The 15,020-nt window shown below is 72.6% G+C and carries 14 protein-coding genes; 8 read left to right on the forward strand and 6 right to left on the reverse strand.

Features of this window, described 5'->3' with window-relative positions; genetic code table 11:
- Window positions 1–70 precede the first annotated feature (70 nt).
- From F4559_RS02670 to F4559_RS02685, 4 genes are read right to left on the reverse strand one after another with little or no spacing between them, the layout of a single operon-like run.
- Window positions 71–619, reverse strand: coding sequence for an NUDIX hydrolase (locus tag F4559_RS02670; protein ID WP_184665991.1), 549 nt, complete (start codon window positions 617–619; stop codon window positions 71–73).
- Window positions 616–2,019: a coenzyme F420-0:L-glutamate ligase gene (locus tag F4559_RS02675; RefSeq protein WP_184665992.1), complete on the reverse strand. Its 1,404-nt coding sequence runs from the start codon at window positions 2,017–2,019 to the stop codon at window positions 616–618. The genes F4559_RS02670 and F4559_RS02675 overlap by 4 nt, the downstream gene beginning before the upstream one ends.
- Window positions 1,955–2,920, reverse strand: a complete 966-nt coding sequence (cofD, locus tag F4559_RS02680; protein ID WP_184665993.1) for a 2-phospho-L-lactate transferase — start codon at window positions 2,918–2,920, stop codon at window positions 1,955–1,957. Before cofD ends, F4559_RS02675 begins: the two co-directional genes overlap by 65 nt.
- A 23-nt stretch (window positions 2,921–2,943) precedes the next feature.
- On the reverse strand, window positions 2,944–3,693 hold the full coding sequence (locus F4559_RS02685; protein WP_184665994.1) for a site-2 protease family protein: 750 nt from the start codon (window positions 3,691–3,693) through the stop codon (window positions 2,944–2,946).
- A gap of 319 nt (window positions 3,694–4,012) precedes the next feature.
- On the opposite strand from F4559_RS02685, the gene F4559_RS35755 reads away from it, so the two are divergent.
- Complete coding sequence (locus F4559_RS35755) at window positions 4,013–4,264, forward strand: WhiB family transcriptional regulator (protein WP_376774701.1); 252 nt, start codon at window positions 4,013–4,015, stop codon at window positions 4,262–4,264.
- A 40-nt stretch (window positions 4,265–4,304) separates the two neighbouring features.
- A complete protein-coding gene (locus F4559_RS02695; protein ID WP_312865448.1) occupies window positions 4,305–7,364 on the forward strand; it encodes a glycosyltransferase in 3,060 nt (1,019 codons plus the stop codon).
- A gap of 191 nt (window positions 7,365–7,555) precedes the next feature.
- On the opposite strand, the gene F4559_RS02700 is transcribed toward F4559_RS02695, so the two are convergent.
- Window positions 7,556–7,996, reverse strand: a complete 441-nt coding sequence (locus F4559_RS02700) for a metallopeptidase family protein (protein WP_184675405.1) — start codon at window positions 7,994–7,996, stop codon at window positions 7,556–7,558.
- Between the two features lie 173 nt (window positions 7,997–8,169).
- Here F4559_RS02700 and F4559_RS02705 point away from each other — a divergent pair, with 173 nt between their 5' ends.
- The 6 genes from F4559_RS02705 to F4559_RS02730 all read left to right on the forward strand — a co-directional run bounded on the left by F4559_RS02705 (window position 8,170) and on the right by F4559_RS02730 (window position 13,468).
- The gene (locus tag F4559_RS02705) at window positions 8,170–8,529 is read left to right on the forward strand and encodes a DUF3499 domain-containing protein (protein ID WP_184665995.1); all 360 of its coding nucleotides are present in this window, start codon (window positions 8,170–8,172) and stop codon (window positions 8,527–8,529) included.
- A gap of 77 nt (window positions 8,530–8,606) precedes the next feature.
- Window positions 8,607–9,962 carry a phosphomannomutase/phosphoglucomutase gene (locus tag F4559_RS02710; RefSeq protein WP_184675406.1) on the forward strand — a complete coding sequence of 452 codons (1,356 nt, stop codon included), beginning with the start codon at window positions 8,607–8,609 and terminating at the stop codon, window positions 9,960–9,962.
- Window positions 9,963–9,965: 3 nt separating this feature from the next.
- Window positions 9,966–10,163, forward strand: a complete 198-nt coding sequence (locus F4559_RS02715; protein WP_184665996.1) for a Trm112 family protein — start codon at window positions 9,966–9,968, stop codon at window positions 10,161–10,163.
- Between the two features lie 6 nt (window positions 10,164–10,169).
- On the forward strand, window positions 10,170–11,246 hold the full coding sequence (locus F4559_RS02720) for an SIS domain-containing protein (RefSeq protein ID WP_184665997.1): 1,077 nt from the start codon (window positions 10,170–10,172) through the stop codon (window positions 11,244–11,246).
- Between the two features lie 16 nt (window positions 11,247–11,262).
- A complete protein-coding gene (manA, locus tag F4559_RS02725) occupies window positions 11,263–12,477 on the forward strand; it encodes a mannose-6-phosphate isomerase, class I (RefSeq protein ID WP_184675408.1) in 1,215 nt (404 codons plus the stop codon).
- A 49-nt stretch (window positions 12,478–12,526) separates the two neighbouring features.
- Window positions 12,527–13,468, forward strand: coding sequence for a cation diffusion facilitator family transporter (locus F4559_RS02730; RefSeq protein WP_184665998.1), 942 nt, complete (start codon window positions 12,527–12,529; stop codon window positions 13,466–13,468).
- Window positions 13,469–13,512: 44 nt separating this feature from the next.
- Here F4559_RS02730 and F4559_RS02735 read toward each other — a convergent pair whose 3' ends face one another.
- Window positions 13,513–15,003 (reverse strand): amino acid permease, encoded by a 1,491-nt coding sequence (locus tag F4559_RS02735; protein ID WP_184665999.1) that lies wholly within the window; start codon window positions 15,001–15,003, stop codon window positions 13,513–13,515.
- Window positions 15,004–15,020: the final 17 nt, after the last annotated feature.

The following is a 15,020-nucleotide window of genomic DNA, read 5'->3' on the forward strand; positions in this document are numbered from 1 at the left end:
CGACTCGCGGTGCCTGAACGCATAACTCGCGGTGTCCGAACGCACGACTCGGGGTGTCCGAGTGCGTATTTCAGGGTGTCCGAGTGGAGGACTCGCGGGCCGAGGCGAAGAGGGGGACCAGGTCGGGGGAGTCGGGCGGGGGCGCGGACAGCGGCCACCAGGCCAGGTCGGTGGACTCGGCGCTGCGCACCGGCGGCGCGTCGGTCAAGGACCGCACCAGGAAACGGACGTCGAAGTGCCGCGTCGGCACGCCGAGCGAACACGTGATCGGGTGCACGTCCAGGTGGATCGGCGTCGGCGAGATCACCAGGTCGGCGATCCCCGACTCCTCCCGCGCCTCGCGCAACGCCGCGTCCTCCAGGCTCGCGTCGCCCGGCTCGCAGTGCCCGCCCAACTGCACCCAACGCCCGATGCGCGGGTGCAAGGTCAGCAACGCCCGCGTGCCCGTGGCGTCGAGCACCAACGACGACGCGGTCAGGTGGCCGGGCGCGCACGACCGCGCGCACGCGTCCTCACGAGCGGCCAAGAAGCCCAGATAGGCGTGGCGCAAGGCTTCCTGTGCGGCGGACGGCGCCACCCACTCCGACAACGTCGACACCGCCGACGAGTGCAGGCTCACCGGACCAGGAACCCCTCGCCCGACCCGCGCGGCGTCCGGGGCTCCAACCGCTCCACCGGACGACCCACGGCCACCGCGCCCAACGGCTCCCACGACGAGGGCAGTTCCAGCGCGGACCGCACCACGTCCGGGCAGAACATCGTCGACGACACCCAGCACGACCCGAGCCCCTCGGCCGCCAACGCGACCAGGAACCCCTGCACCGCCGCGCCGCCCGCGATCGTGAACATCGTCCGTTCGGCCCGCGACCGCCGCTCGTCCGGATAGGCGTGCGCACCGGCGCGCACCAGGAACGGCACCACGATCTCCGGCGCGTCACGCAGGAAGTCGCCCCGCGCGACCCGACGCGCCACGGCTTGCGCCGACATCCCATCCCCAAGCAGGTCTTCTTCCCACTGCGCACGCATGGCGTCGATCAACGCCTTACGCATCGCACGCACGTGAACGAACCGCACAGGCTGCGTGTGGTGCGGCGCGGGCGCGGTCAACGCCACGCCCGCCGCATGCCGGATCGCCTCGGCGTCGACCGGCTCGGCGGTGAACGCCCGCACGGACCGCCGCAGCAGCACCGCCTCGCGACGCCCCTGCGCGATCGACTCGGCCGTGCCGAGCCGGAACAGGTCCTCCTCGACCGGACGTGCCAGGTCGCGCGCCGTGGACCCGTCGTCGACCGGCGCCAGCCCGCGCACCACGGCCACGGGCACGGCGCCGAGCTTGCCCTTCACCAGGTCCGCCGCCGCCGCGATCTCGTCGGCGACCGCGACCTCGGTCACGACCAGCGCGTTGCCCTGCCGGTCGACGGACCCCGCGTACCGGTGCAGCACGGTCAGGCCCGCCGCGCCGATCGCCGCGTCGGTCTGCCCGACCCGCCAGGCCCGGCCCATCGTGTCCGTCACGACGACGGCCACGTCCACACCCAGCAGCCCGCGCAGCGCCGACCGCAGCGCCGCCGCCGACCCGTCCGGGTCGACCGGCAGCAGGGCGATCTCGTCGCCGTTGACGTTCGACGCGTCGATGCCCGACGCCGCCTGCACGATCCCGAGCTTGTTCTCCGTGATGAGCGTCCGGCCGACCTGGGCGACCACGCGCACGGCCTCGGCGCGCACCCACTCGCGCCGCACCGAGTCCCGTTCGTCGGGGTCGGTCGGCACGGCGACCAGTCGTCCCTCCACTTTGGACATCACCTTGCTGGTGACCACGACCACGTCGCCGTCGCGCAGCCACGGCGCGGCCGACGCGATCGCACCCGCCAGGTCGTCGCCGGGCCGGAACTCCGGCAAACCGTTGACCGGCAACAGGGTCACGGACCCGGCGGCGTGGTCCCGTGCGGAAAGATCAGTCAAGACCGACTCCGGCCAGCTCCAGCGCGGCCCGCGCCATCGCGGCCGTCGCGTCCACATCGGACATCAGCAGCGGCACCGCGCGCACCGCGACACCGGGCACGTCGGACCGGTCGCCCGTGTGCACGAGCCACCCGTCCAGGATGCCCGTCCCGGTGGTGCGCCGCGACCCGTAATGCCGGCCGACGGCCTCGGCGGAGGTCTCCACGCCGATCGCCTCCAGGCACGCGTCCGCCATGCCCCGCAACGGCTTCCCGCCCACGATGGGCGACAGGCCGACGACCCCGGCCTCGGTCTTGCGCAACGCCGCGCGCACGCCGGGCACGTTCAGGATCGTGCCGACGCTCACCACCGGGTTCGACGGCGCGATCAGCACCGCGTCGGCGGTGAGCAACGCCTCCTCCACGCCCGGTGCGGGCTTGGCGGTCTCGGCACCCACCGACACGAACGACTTCGCCTTCGGCTCGGCCCGGTACCGCACCCACCACTCCTGGAAGTGGATGGCCTTGGACTCGCCGTCCAGGTCGACCACGACGTGGGTCTCGACCCGGTCGTCCGACATCGGCAGCAACCGCACGCCCGGCTGCCAGCGATGGCACAGCGCCTCGACGACCTCGGACAGCGGGTAGCCCGCGCGCAGCATCCGCGTGCGCACGAGGTGCGTGGCGATGTCCCGGTCGCCCAGGCCGAACCACGAGGGCTCGGCGCCGTAGGCGGCCAGCTCCTCCTTGACGGTCCACGTCTCGCCGGCGCGTCCCCACCCGCGCCCGACGTCGCTGCCGCCCCCCAGGGTGTACATGCAGGAGTCCAGGTCGGGTGTGATCCGCAACCCGTGCATCCACACGTCGTCACCCGTGTTCACGACCGCGGTGATCTCGTGCTCACGGCCTCCCAGCAGGGCTTTGAGCCCTTCCAGGAACCGTGCTCCCCCGACACCGCCCACCAGTACGACGACCTTCACGTCCCCCATGTTGCCATCGGGGCTCAGCGCCAGAACATGAAGGTCCGTTGGCCGTCGCCCGCCGCCCACTGGTCGCCGCCGACCAGCTCGAACACGGTGTCGGCCAGGTCGAAGAACAGCCGTGCGATGCCCGGCAGCCCGATCAGCACGGCGAAGAGCACGAACGGCGCCCACTGCCGGGCCTTCGCGCCGAACTGCCGGGCCGAGTACGACATGTACGGCTCGAACACGCCCCAGCCGTCCAGGCCCGGGATCGGCAGGATGTTCAGCACGAACGCCAGGATCTGGAGCAGCGCGAGGTACGACAGCGCGCCGGCCAGGCCCGCCGGCGGGTCGAACACGGCCACGGACACCGTCAGCAGCGTGCCGAGGGCGAGATTGCTCAGCGGACCGGCCAGCGACACCATCGACTCGACGCGCTTCGAGCGCAGCGCGTGGTGGTTGATCCACACCGCGCCACCGGGCAGCGGAATTCCGCCGATCGCCAAGAGCACCAGCGGCATGACGATGCTCAACACCGGATCCGTGTAGTGCCGGATGTCCAGCGTCAGGTATCCCTTGGCCCGGACCGCGTAATCGCCGCCGCGATAGGCCGTCAGGGCGTGCCCGAATTCGTGCAGGCACAGCGAAACCGCCCACCCGGCCAGCACGAACAGCACCGTGCCCCCGGTGCGCGCGGCCGTCGAGTCGGGCAGGGTCAGCAGGGCTCCGGCCACCGTCGCCGCGAGCAGGCCGAGGAACAGTGGACTGGGTCGCACCGCGGATCGCTTCACCCCTCCAGTGTGGCCTGTTCCCGGCGTTGTCACATAGACCGACCGGGAACGGCGGCCGTGGCATCGGGCACGCGGGCAATCACCGTGTGTGCTGCGCGTCAAGGCTTTTGCCGCCGACCGCGCGAATATCCCCCGTCCTGTGGACTCGGCTTGACCGGCTGTTGTGACGCGGGTGTAATCACATCGGTGTCATTCGTCGTTGTGGGGACGGCGAGTGGTGTCCGCCAACCGGGGAGAGCGGAAGGCGAGGAGGCGGACTGTGCGGGAATTCGACGGGGGTCGCATCGTGGACGGGGTGGACGTCCCGGCTCCGGAGCCGGTGGTGTTCACCGGCTTGTTCGACGCGACCGAAGAGCAGGATTGGCAGGAACGTGCGCTGTGCGCGCAGACCGACCCGGAGGCGTTCTTCCCCGAGAAGGGCGGGTCGACCCGGGAGGCGAAGCGGATCTGCCTCGGTTGCGAGGTGCGGTCCGAGTGCCTGGAGTACGCGTTGCAGCAGGACGAGCGCTTCGGTATCTGGGGCGGTTTGTCCGAACGGGAGCGGAGGAAGCTCAAGAAGCGCGCGGTGTGACCGGTCCCGGGCCGGCTAGCCGTACGGCCGGGTCCGACACGTGACCGCGCCGGTGCTCGCCGTCGTGGTCTGCCACGACGGCGAACAGTGGCTGGGTACGGCGTTGTCCGCCTTGCGCCGCCAGCGGACCGCACCCCGGTACGTGGTGGCGGTCGACACGGGCTCCGTCGACGGGACCGCGATGCTGCTGTCCCGCGCGACGGACGGCCTGGTCGACCGGGTGCTGACGCTGCCGCGCGGCACCGGGTTCGCGGAGGCCGTGCACGCCGCGCTGGACGCGGCACCCGGACCGGTCGAGTGGCTGTGGGTCCTGCACGACGACTGCGCGCCCGAGCCAGAGTGCCTGACCGGCCTGCTGGCCGTGGCCTCGGCGGTACCGCGCGCGGCCGTGCTCGGCCCGTTGAGCCTGGACTGGGCCGATCCCGAACTCGTCGTGGAAGCCGGGGTGTCGACCGACGCCTCCGGGCACCGGCAGACCGGGCTGGGCGGTGCCGAGCCCGTCGCCGCGTTCGAGCGGATCACCGAAGCGCTGGCCGTGCCGTCGGCCGGGTCGCTGATCCTGCGTTCAGCGTGGGACCGGGTGGGCGGCTACGACCGCCGGCTGCCCTTGCTGCGCGAGGACGTGGATTTCGGCTGGCGGGTCAACCGGGACGGCGGCCTGGTGCTGTGCGTGCCGACGGCGCGGATGCGGCACGCCCGTGCGGCGACGCGCGGTGTGCGGCGGCTCGACGCCGTCGCGGCCCGTCCGGGCCCCTCGCCGCGCGGGGTGGACCGGGCGCACGGACTGCGGACGTTCCTGGTGAACTGCGGGACCGCGTCCTTTGTGCTGGGAATTCCCCGGGTGTTCCTCCTGGTTCTCCTGCGGGCACTGGGATTTCTTGCGTTACGCCGATTCGGGGACGCGCACGCCGAAGTCGGGGCGTTGCGCTATCTGGCGTCCGGACGGGCGGGCCTGGTCGCCGCACGGGCGTGCCGGCCCGCCAAAGGCGTGGTACCCGGGCTGTTCACGAGCCGTTTCACCAGGCTTCGCAATGCTTTCCGAGGCTTCGTCGGCTATCTCGTCCGGCGTCGGGTCGAGGCCGACGCGGCGCTGGGCCGACTGCCGCCGGCCACCCGCCCGGTGTGGACACTTCCGTCCGAAGTGGAGGGTCCGCCGGTCCGGCTGCCGGGCGGGTTGCGGCACGTGGCCGCGACCGTGCGGGTGGACCGGCCGTCGCCCGTGCCGCGCTTCGTCGGCGTCGACCGGTGGCGGGTGCTGCGGTCGGTGGTGTTCGGACCGCCCTGCGCGCTGGTGGTCGGGTTGGTGGCGTTCGCGCTGGTGGCGCATGCCGGGCGGTTCGGGCTCGACCTCGCGGGCGGCCGGGTGCTGCCCGTGCCCGACGGGTTGTGGGAGCAGTACCTGGCGACGTGGCACCCGGTGTCGGGCGGGACGATGGCACCGGCTCCCGCCGCGTCCGCCGTGCTCGCGGCGGCGGGCGTGCTGACGGGCGGACCGGCGGCGTTGGTGTCGCTGCTGTTCCTGTTCGACGCCCCGTTGGCCGGGCTCGCGGCGTACGCGGCCACCCGGCGGGCACCCGTGCGGCGTCCGGTCCGGGCGCTGGTGGCGGCTGCCTACGCGGTGCTGCCGGGTGCCGTCGTGGCCGTGGCCGAAGGACGGCTGGACGTCGTGGTCGTGCACCTGTCGGTCCCGGTGGTGTTCGCCGGGCTCGCGGCCGTGCTGCGCGGCGGTTCCTCGTGGTTGCCGGTGGCGTCGGGGACGTCGTTGGTCCTTGCCTGCCTCGGCGCGTTCGCACCGTTGCTGCACGCCTTCGCGGTGGTGGCGGCGTTGGTCGGGTTTGTCGTGGTGCCGGGACCCGGGAACGGGGTCCGGCGTCGGGTGGTCGGGCTGTTCATGGTCGTGCTGCTGCCCGTGGCGTTGCTGCTGCCGTGGCCCGCGGCAGTGGTCGGCAACCCGTCGATCCTGCTGCACGGCGTGGGCGCGGTGGTGCCCACACCGGCGCCGTCGGTGGGGGAGTTGGCCGTGCTCTCACCCGGCGGTGGGTCGGTGGTCGGGGTGTTGGTCGTGGTGTTCGCGCTGGTCCTGGCATTGGTGCGGCCGTCGGTGGCGATGGTGCCGGGCGTGGTGGTCGCGGTCGTGGCCGTCGGTGCGGTGTGGCTGGTGCGGACGGTGGCCGTCGTGCCGCCGGCCGGCGGGCCGGCGTTCGCCGGGTTCGTGGGCGGGCCGTTGCTCGTCGTCGGGTGGGGCCTGCTCGGGGTGGTCCTGGCGGCTTTCCGGCAGGACGCCCGGCCGGTGCCGGCGGTGCGCGTGGTCGCGGTGGCCGGTGCGTTGTCGGTGCTCGGGCTGGCCGGGTCGGGCGTCGCGGGGCTGGCCGCCTCGGTGCTGACGTCCACGACCGTGCCGGAGTTCGCGACCGGGCGGTCGGTGCTGGTGCTGGGCACGCCGACCCGGCAGGTGGTCGGCCGGCTGCCCGCGTTCGGCGACGACGACCTGGTGCCCACGCTGTCGTCGCCGGGCCGGTTGGCGCGGTGGCACCGGGCGTTGACGGAGGGGTCGGTGCCCGAGGCGCGGTCGGCGTTGGCCGCCGCGTCGGCCGCCGGGGTGGGGTACGTGGTCGTGGCGGACCGGGCGGTCGAGCGGCGGGTGCGCGAGCGGGTCGGTGAACTGGTCGCGCCGTCGGGGCTGTTGCCGGACGGGCGTCCGGTGCTGCGCGTGCAGTTGGCCGGGGGGACGGCCGTGGTGTTGTCGCCGGACCTGGCACGTCAGGCGCGGACGGGTGCCTCGCCGCCGGCGTCGTTGGACGTGGCCGGGCTCACGCCCGTGGAGGCCGCCGCGCCTTACGCCGCCGTGCGCGTGTCCGAGGGTGCGCCCGGTCGGCTGGTGGTGATCGCGGCCGAGGAGGAACCGGGCTGGCGGGTGACCGTGGACGGCCGGGTCGTCGCGCCGACCCGCGCGTGGGGGCACCTGGTGGCCGTGCCCGTGCCGCCGGCCGGTGCCGAGGTCCGGGTCGAGGCGTCGCCCACCCTGCGTTCCTGGCTGCTGCTGGTCCAGGCCGCCGCCACCCTGTTCACCCTGGCGACCGCCCTCCCCACCCGCCCCTGAGCGCGCGAGTTATGCGTTCAGGCACCGCGAGTTGTGCGTTCAGGCACCGCGAAATGTGCATTCAGGGTCGCCCGAACGGGTGGATGCGAGAGCGCAACGCGTGGTGTCCGCGAGCACCCCAGCCGGTCGGATGTCCGGTTCGTGGTACCTGAATGCACATTTCACGGTGTCCGGACGTATAACTCGCGAGGTCAGTCGCCGTCGATCACGTCCGGGTCCAGGCCCAGGTAGTTGGCGACCTGCTCGACGAGTACGTCGTGCACCAGGTCCGAGAGGTCGGCACCGTCCTTGGCGCGGGCCTCCAGGGGACGGCGGTACAGCACGATGCGGGCGCGGCGGTCCGAGCCCGCCGGGAGCAGCCGGGCCAGCGGCACGTTGCCGTCCTCGACCACGTCGCCGTCGTCGGTCGACGCCACGTCGGGCACGTCGTCGACCGCCACGTCGAGCTGCGTCAGCTCGGCACGCCACCGCGCCTCGATCGGTTCGAGGGCCTCCAGCACGAGAGCGTCGAAGCGCTCGGCACGGCTGCGCGCGGCCGGCAGCGTCGCCGGGTAGAGCGGTCCGCGCAACCCGCGCCCGTGCCGGTCGCGGCGCCGCCTCGGCGCACCGGGTCGTCGCGATCCCCTGGCCATCACCACCCCGCCAGCCTAGTTGGCGGGCCCTCGGGCCCTGTCCGGGCGGTCGGTCGGGCAGCGGGTTCCAGACCCTCGGGAAGAGGTGTCCGGGAGCTGGTACGCCCACTCCCGAAGCGGCTCGCCGGAGGTAATCCAACACAGGTCAGCCGGGACGCGATATCGTCCCCGCCGTGCGGAGCGTGAGACGGTGCTCGCGAACCGGGTGCGCGAACCCGGCAGTCGCCACGCTCACGTACGCCTACGCGGACTCCACGGCGGTCGTCGGACCCCTCGCCACGTACTCCGAACCGCACAGCTACGACCTCTGCGAGCAGCACGCCCTGCGCCTCACCGCGCCCAAGGGGTGGGAGGTCGTCCGACACCAGGGCCAGTTCGTCGCTCCCGAACCCACCGTCGACGACCTGACCGCGCTGGCGGAGGCCGTCCGCGAGGCCGGCCGGGCCGACCGCCCGGTCGAGGCGCACGACCTGCCGACGGGCACGATCCGACGCGGCCACCTGCGCGTTCTGCCCGATCCGCACGAAGACTGAACGACCGCACGCACCCCGCGCACCTGCGCCGGTAGGCTTCCCCCGGCAGTGTCAAGAGCCAAACTGGGAGAGTGGCCGTGCGCGATCTGTCCGGCATCGTCAAGGCTTACGACATCCGCGGTGTCGTCGGCGAGCAGCTCGACGCCGAGGTGGTCCGCGCCTTCGGGGCGGCGTTCGCCCGGCTCGTCGGCTCGTCGGCCGTGGTGATCGGCTACGACATGCGCGACTCGTCACCGGGCCTGGCCGCCGCGTTCGCCGAGGGCGTCACCGCCCAGGGCGTCGACGTGGTCGACATCGGACTGGCCAGCACCGACCTGCTCTACTTCGCCTCCGGCCGGCTCGACCTGCCCGGCGCGATGTTCACCGCCAGCCACAACCCGGCGCGGTACAACGGCATCAAGCTCTGCCGTGCCGGCGCCGCCCCGATCGGCCAGGACACCGGCCTCGGGCAGATCCGCTCCGACGCCGAGAACGGCACGCCGGACGCCCAGGGCGTCACCCCCGGCACCGTCACCAAGCAGGACCTGCTCGACGACTACGCCGTCTACCTGCGCGAACTCGTCGACCTCAAGGCCATCCGCCCGCTCAAGATCGTGGTCGACGCGGGCAACGGCATGGGCGGCCACACCGTGCCCCGCGTGTTCGACGGCCTGCCGGTCGAGATCGTCCCGATGTACTTCGACCTCGACGGCAGCTTCCCCAACCACGAGGCCAACCCGCTCGACCCGAAGAACATCGTCGACCTCCAGAAGCGCGTCCGCGAGGAGGGCGACGCCGACGCGGGCCTGGCCTTCGACGGCGACGCCGACCGCTGCTTCGTCGTCGACGAGCGCGGCGAGCCGGTCTCCCCGAGCGCGATCACGGCCCTGGTCGCCGTGCGCGAGCTGGCCAAGAGCCCCGGCGACACGATCATCCACAACCTGATCACGTCGCACGCCGTGCCCGAGATCGTCCGCGAACACGGCGGCACGCCCGTGCGCACGCGCGTCGGCCACTCGTTCATCAAGGAGGAGATGGCCCGTACCGGTGCCATCTTCGGCGGCGAGCACTCGGCCCACTACTACTTCCGCGACTTCTGGCGTGCCGACACCGGCATGCTCGCCGCGCTGCACGTGCTCGCCGCGCTCGGCGGCCAGGACGGCCCGCTGTCCGCGTTGACCAGCGACTACGAACGCTACTCGGCTTCCGGAGAGGTCAACTCGACGGTCGCCGACCAGGCCGGCAGGCTGGCTGCCATCAAGGCGGAGTTCGGCGGCCGGGACGGCGTCGAGCTCGACGAGCTGGACGGCCTCACGGTCGTCCTGCCCGACGGCTCGTGGTTCAACCTGCGCGCGTCGAACACCGAGCCGCTGCTGCGGCTCAACGTCGAGGCCGCCGACCCGGCCTCCGTCGCGGCGTTGCGCGACGAGGTCCTGTCGATCGTGAGGGGGTAGCCGATGGCCGTCCGACTCGACGACCGGCTGCTGGAGATCCTGGTGTGCCCGTGTCCCGACCGCGCGCCGCTGACGGCGGGCACGCCCGCCGATCCGCAGGCCGACTTCCTCACGTGCACGTCGTGCGGCCGGTCGTACCCGGTGGTGGACGACATCCCGGTCCTGCTGCTCGACGAGGCTGTCGAGCCGACGGCCGGGTGAGCGGGCGTGCTCGACGACAGCCTGCTGGACGACCAGTCCAGGCTCACCGACGCCGACCACGGCGGCCTGCTGCGGGCCGCCGCGCGGGCGGGCGCCCAGGTCAGGGCGACGACCGAGGCCGCTGACGAGCTGGGCGTCCCCCGCGTGTTCCGGGAGCGGCCGAGGGCGTTGGTGCTCGTCACGCGGCCCGGTGTGGCGCCGGGCGTCGCGGGTCTGGTGTCCGCGCTGCTGGGCCCGGACTGCCCGGTGCCGGTCGTGGTGACCGATGACGTGCCGACGTGGGTCGGCGCGCTCGACGTGGTGCTCGCGCACACCGAGGACCCCGGCGACCACGTGCTGGCCGAGGCCGTCGACCGGGCGGCCCGCCGGGGCGCCCGCGTCCTGCTGACCGCCGAGCCCGACGGCCCGGTGGCCGCGTCCGCCGCGCGGCACGCCCTGCTGATCCCGCCCCGCGTGCCCGTGCCGCAGGGCTTCGGCTTCGCCCGCGCGTTCACCGCGTGGGCGGTCGTGCTCAAGGCGCTGCGGCTGCTCGACGTGGACCTGGGTCTCCTGGCCGACGAACTCGACCGCGAGGCCGAACGCGCCCACCCGATGCACGAGTCGTTCGTGAACCCGGCCAAGACGCTCGCGCTGCGCGTGGCCGAGCGGACGCCGGTGTTCTGGGGCCTGGACACGGTCGCCACGGCCGTCGCCGGCCACGGCGCACATGTGCTGGCCACGTACGCGGGTGTGGTGAGCGACGTCGTGGGCTACCCCCAGGCGTCGACGCGGTCCGTGCTGCACCGCCGGGCGGTGGGCGCGACGTCCGGCGCGGACATCTTCGCCGACCCGGACGACGAGGTGGACCAGCCGTTGCGCGTGGTGCTGCTGGCCGTGCGCAAGGGGCGGCAGGCGGAGTACGCGCGCCGGGTCGCCGCGGACGCGCTGGCAGGCGCCGACGTGCTGGAACCGGCGGAAGAGGTCACGGGCGACGACGCGGTCTGCGCCGCGGTGCTCGCGCTGCGGTTCGAACTGGCCGCGCTGTACCTGGGCCTGGCCGCCGGGACGCTCGGCGGTCCCGGCCGGTACGCGCCAGCGGTCTGAGGGAGTGAGCGTCAGAGTGGAGTTGCTGCACAACGCGGTCCGGCCGTACGCGTGGGGGTCGCGCACGGCCATCGCCGAGTTGCTGGGCAGGCCGGTGCCGACGCCGCACCCGGAGGCCGAGCTGTGGATGGGTGCCCACCCGGGCGACCCGTCCCACGTGGTCTGTCCGGACGGCGGGCGCCGGTCGTTGCTCGACGTGCTCGCGGGTGATCCGGACGGCCAGCTCGGCGCGGCGTGCGCGCAGCGGTGGGGCAGCCGGCTGCCGTTCCTGCTCAAGATCCTCGCGGCCGAGGAGGCGTTGAGCCTCCAGGCCCACCCGTCGGCCGAGCAGGCGGCGAGCGGGTTCGCGGCCGAGGACCGGGCGGGCGTGCCGATCGACTCGCCGATCCGCAACTACAAGGACCCGTCGGCCAAGCCCGAGCTGATCTGCGCGCTGACCGAGTTCCACGCCCTGGCCGGGTTCCGCGATCCGCACCGGACGGCCACGCTGCTGACCTCGCTGGAGGCGCCGGACTTCGCGCCGTACGCGCGGCTGCTCGCGGCCCAGCCGGACGCCGACGGCCTGCGTGCCCTGTTCACCACGTTGATCACGTTGCCGCAGACGGCGCTGGACGTGCTGCTGCCGCAGGTCCTGGACGCGTGCGTGCTGCACGTGAAGGAGCACGGCGAGTTCGACGCCGAGTGCCGCACGGTCCTGGAGCTGGGCGAGGCGTACCCAGGCGACGCCGGGGTGCTGGCCGCGCTGCTGCTCAACCGACTGGTGCTGCGGCCCGGCGAGGCGATCTACCTGCCCGCCGGCAACCTGCACGCGTACCTGCACGGCACGGGCGTGGAGATCCTGGCGAACTCGGACAACGTGCTGCGCTGCGGTCTCACGCCCAAGCACGTGGACGTGCCCGAGCTGATGCGCGTGCTGGACTTCCGGTGCGGCGACATGGAGGTCCTGACCGGCGAGGAGTCCGCGCCGGGCCTGTGGACCTACCGCACGCCGTGCCCCGAGTTCGAGCTGTCCCGCGTCGAACTGGAGTCCGGCCTGGAGGTCAGGGTCGACCACGGCGGTCCGCAGATCATGATCTGCACGGAGGGGCGCGCGACCCTGACGACGGTGCGCGGCGACCGCCTGGTGCTGGGTCGGGGCGAGTCGGTGTGGCTGGCCGCGCACGAACCGGCGGTGCTGGTCCACGCGGACGAGCGGACCCGCCTTTTCCGTGCGACGGCGGGTACGGATTAGGGTCTGCGCTCGAACGGGCGAGAACAAACCGGACAGCTAGGGAGCAACCGTGTCAGCAGGGGGCGGAACCAAGGCGATCATCGCCGCGCTGGTGGCCAACGCCGGTATCGCACTGGCGAAGTTCGTCGGCTTCCTGGTCACCGGGTCGTCGTCGATGCTCGCCGAGGCGGTCCACTCCGTGGCCGACACCTCGAACCAGGCCCTGCTGCTGCTGGGCCAGAAGACCTCGAAGCGGGAGGCGACGCGCAACCACCCGTTCGGCTTCGGCCGCGACCGGTACTTCTACTCCTTCGTCGTCGCCCTGCTGCTGTTCAGCCTGGGCTCGGTGTTCGCGCTCTACGAGGGCATACACAAGCTCGAGGCGCACGAGCCGCTGTCGTCGCCGCTGGTCGCCGTGATCATCCTGGTGGTGGCGATCGGCCTGGAGTCCTACAGCTTCAAGACCGCGATCGCCGAGTCGCGCGAGCTGAAGGGCGACGCGACCTGGTGGCAGTTCATCCGCCAGAGCAAGGTGCCCGAGCTGCCGGTGGTGCTGCTGGAGGACGCGGGCGCGCTGTTCGGCCTGGTGCTGGCCCTGTTCGGCGTGGGCTTGTCGACGCTCACCGGCGACCCGGTGTGGGACGCGATCGGCACGATCTGCATCGGCGCGCTGCTCGGCGTGATCGCGATCATCCTGATCGTGGAGATGAAGTCGCTGCTGATCGGCGAGGGCGCCTCGCCCGTCGAGCTGGACACGATCGTGGACGAGCTGGCGGCGGGCAAGGTCCAGCGCGTGATCCACATCCGCACCCAGTACATCGGGCCGGACGAGCTGCTGGTCGCGGCCAAGATCGCGCTGAACCCCGGGCTGCCGGCCGCGGACGTGGCGCAGGCCATCGACGACGCGGAGCAGCGCGTGCGCAACAAGGTGCCGGCCGCCCGGCTGATCTACCTCGAACCGGACCTCGACCGGTCGCTCCCGGAGAACAAGGTCGCCGGGAAGAAGAGCTGAACGGACGGGGGTGGGCCGCGACGGTCCACCCCCGTTCCGCGTCCTCAGACCTTCTCGTCCTTCCGGTGCAGCAGCGAGTGGCGTCGGCTGTAGGCGAAGTACACGACCACGCCCGCCGCCATCCACACCGCGAACCGGACCCACGTGAGCGTGGTCAGGTTCACCATCAGCCACAGACACGCGATGATCGCCAGGATCGGCACCAGCGGCACGAGCGGCACCCGGAACCCGCGCGGCAGGTCCGGCCGGGTCTTGCGCAGCACGATCACGCCGGCCGAGACGAGCACGAACGCGAACAGCGTGCCCACGTTCACCATCTCCTCCAGCTTGCCCGCCGGGAAGAAGCCCGCGCCGATCGCGACCAGCACGCCCGTGATGTAGGTGATGCGCGCGGGCGTGCCGTGCTTGCCGGTCCTGGCCAGCGAGCGCGGCAGCAGACCGTCACGCGACATGGCGAACGTGACCCGGGTCTGGCCGAGCATCATGACCATGACGACCGTGGTCAGGCCGGCGAGCGCGCCCACCGAGATGACCACCGCGGCCCAGTCCAGGCCGTTGGCCGCGAACGCCGTGGCGAGCGTGGCCCGGCTGCCGTCCGCCTGCGTCTTCAGGGCCGTGTAGGGCACCATGCCGGTCACGACCAGCGCGACCGCCACGTACAGCACGGTCACGATCGCCAGCGAGCCCAGGATGCCGCGCGGCACCGCGCGCTTGGGGTTGCGCGTCTCCTCGGCGGTGGTGGCCACCACGTCGAAGCCGATGAACGCGAAGAACACCAGCGACGCCGCCGCGAGCACGCCCAGCACGCCGTACGTGCTGCCCGAGTACCCGGTGACCAACGAGAACAGCGACTGCTCCAGACCGGCCCCCGCGTCCGGACCTTCGGCAGCGGGCGGGATGTAAGGCGAGTAGTTCGCCAGCTTGATGTAGCCCACGCCGAGCACGATCACCAGCAGGACCACGGCCACCTTGATGCCCGTGATCACCAGGCTCACGCGCGACGACAGCTTGGTGCCGACGGCCAGCAGCACGGTGAGCACCGCGACCAGCAGCAGCGAACCCCAGTCCACGTCGATGCCGGCGATCGTCGCCGTCGTCTTGATGTCGAGGCCCATGTGCTTCAGCACGGTCTGGAGGTACAGCGACCAGCCCTTGGACACGGCGGACGCGGCCAGCGCGAACTCCAGGAACAGGTCCCAGCCGATGATCCACGCGGCGAACTCGCCGAACGTCGCGTAGGAGAACGTGTACGCGCTGCCCGCGACCGGCACGGTCGACGCGAACTCCGCGTAGCACAGGGCGGCCAGGCCGCACGCGATCGCCGCGATGACGAACGCCAGCGACACGCCCGGACCCGCCACGTTGCCCGCCGTACTCGCGGTCAACGTGAAGATGCCCGCGCCGATCACGACCGCGACGCCGAAGACCGTGAGGTCCCACGCGGTCAGGTCCTTGCGCAGTTTCGTGTCCGGCTCGTCGGTTTCCGCGATGGACTGCTCCACCGATTTCGTGCGCCACAACCCGTTACCCGGCATGGCTTCTCCTCCCTCGA

It is taken from the genome of Saccharothrix violaceirubra, assembly GCF_014203755.1.
Classification (GTDB): domain Bacteria; phylum Actinomycetota; class Actinomycetes; order Mycobacteriales; family Pseudonocardiaceae; genus Actinosynnema; species Actinosynnema violaceirubrum.

What these genes read in the sequence shown, in the direction of transcription:
- F4559_RS02675 (WP_184665992.1), bottom strand. Translation starts at nt 2,019, where the DNA reads ATGTGGACGCGACGGCCGCGATGGCGCGGGCCGCGCTGGAGCTGGCCG.
- F4559_RS02700 (WP_184675405.1), bottom strand. Translation starts at nt 7,996, where the DNA reads ATGGCCAGGGGATCGCGACGACCCGGTGCGCCGAGGCGGCGCCGCGAC.
- F4559_RS02715 (WP_184665996.1), top strand. Translation starts at nt 9,966, where the DNA reads ATGGCCGTCCGACTCGACGACCGGCTGCTGGAGATCCTGGTGTGCCCG.
- F4559_RS02735 (WP_184665999.1), bottom strand. Translation starts at nt 15,003, where the DNA reads ATGCCGGGTAACGGGTTGTGGCGCACGAAATCGGTGGAGCAGTCCATC.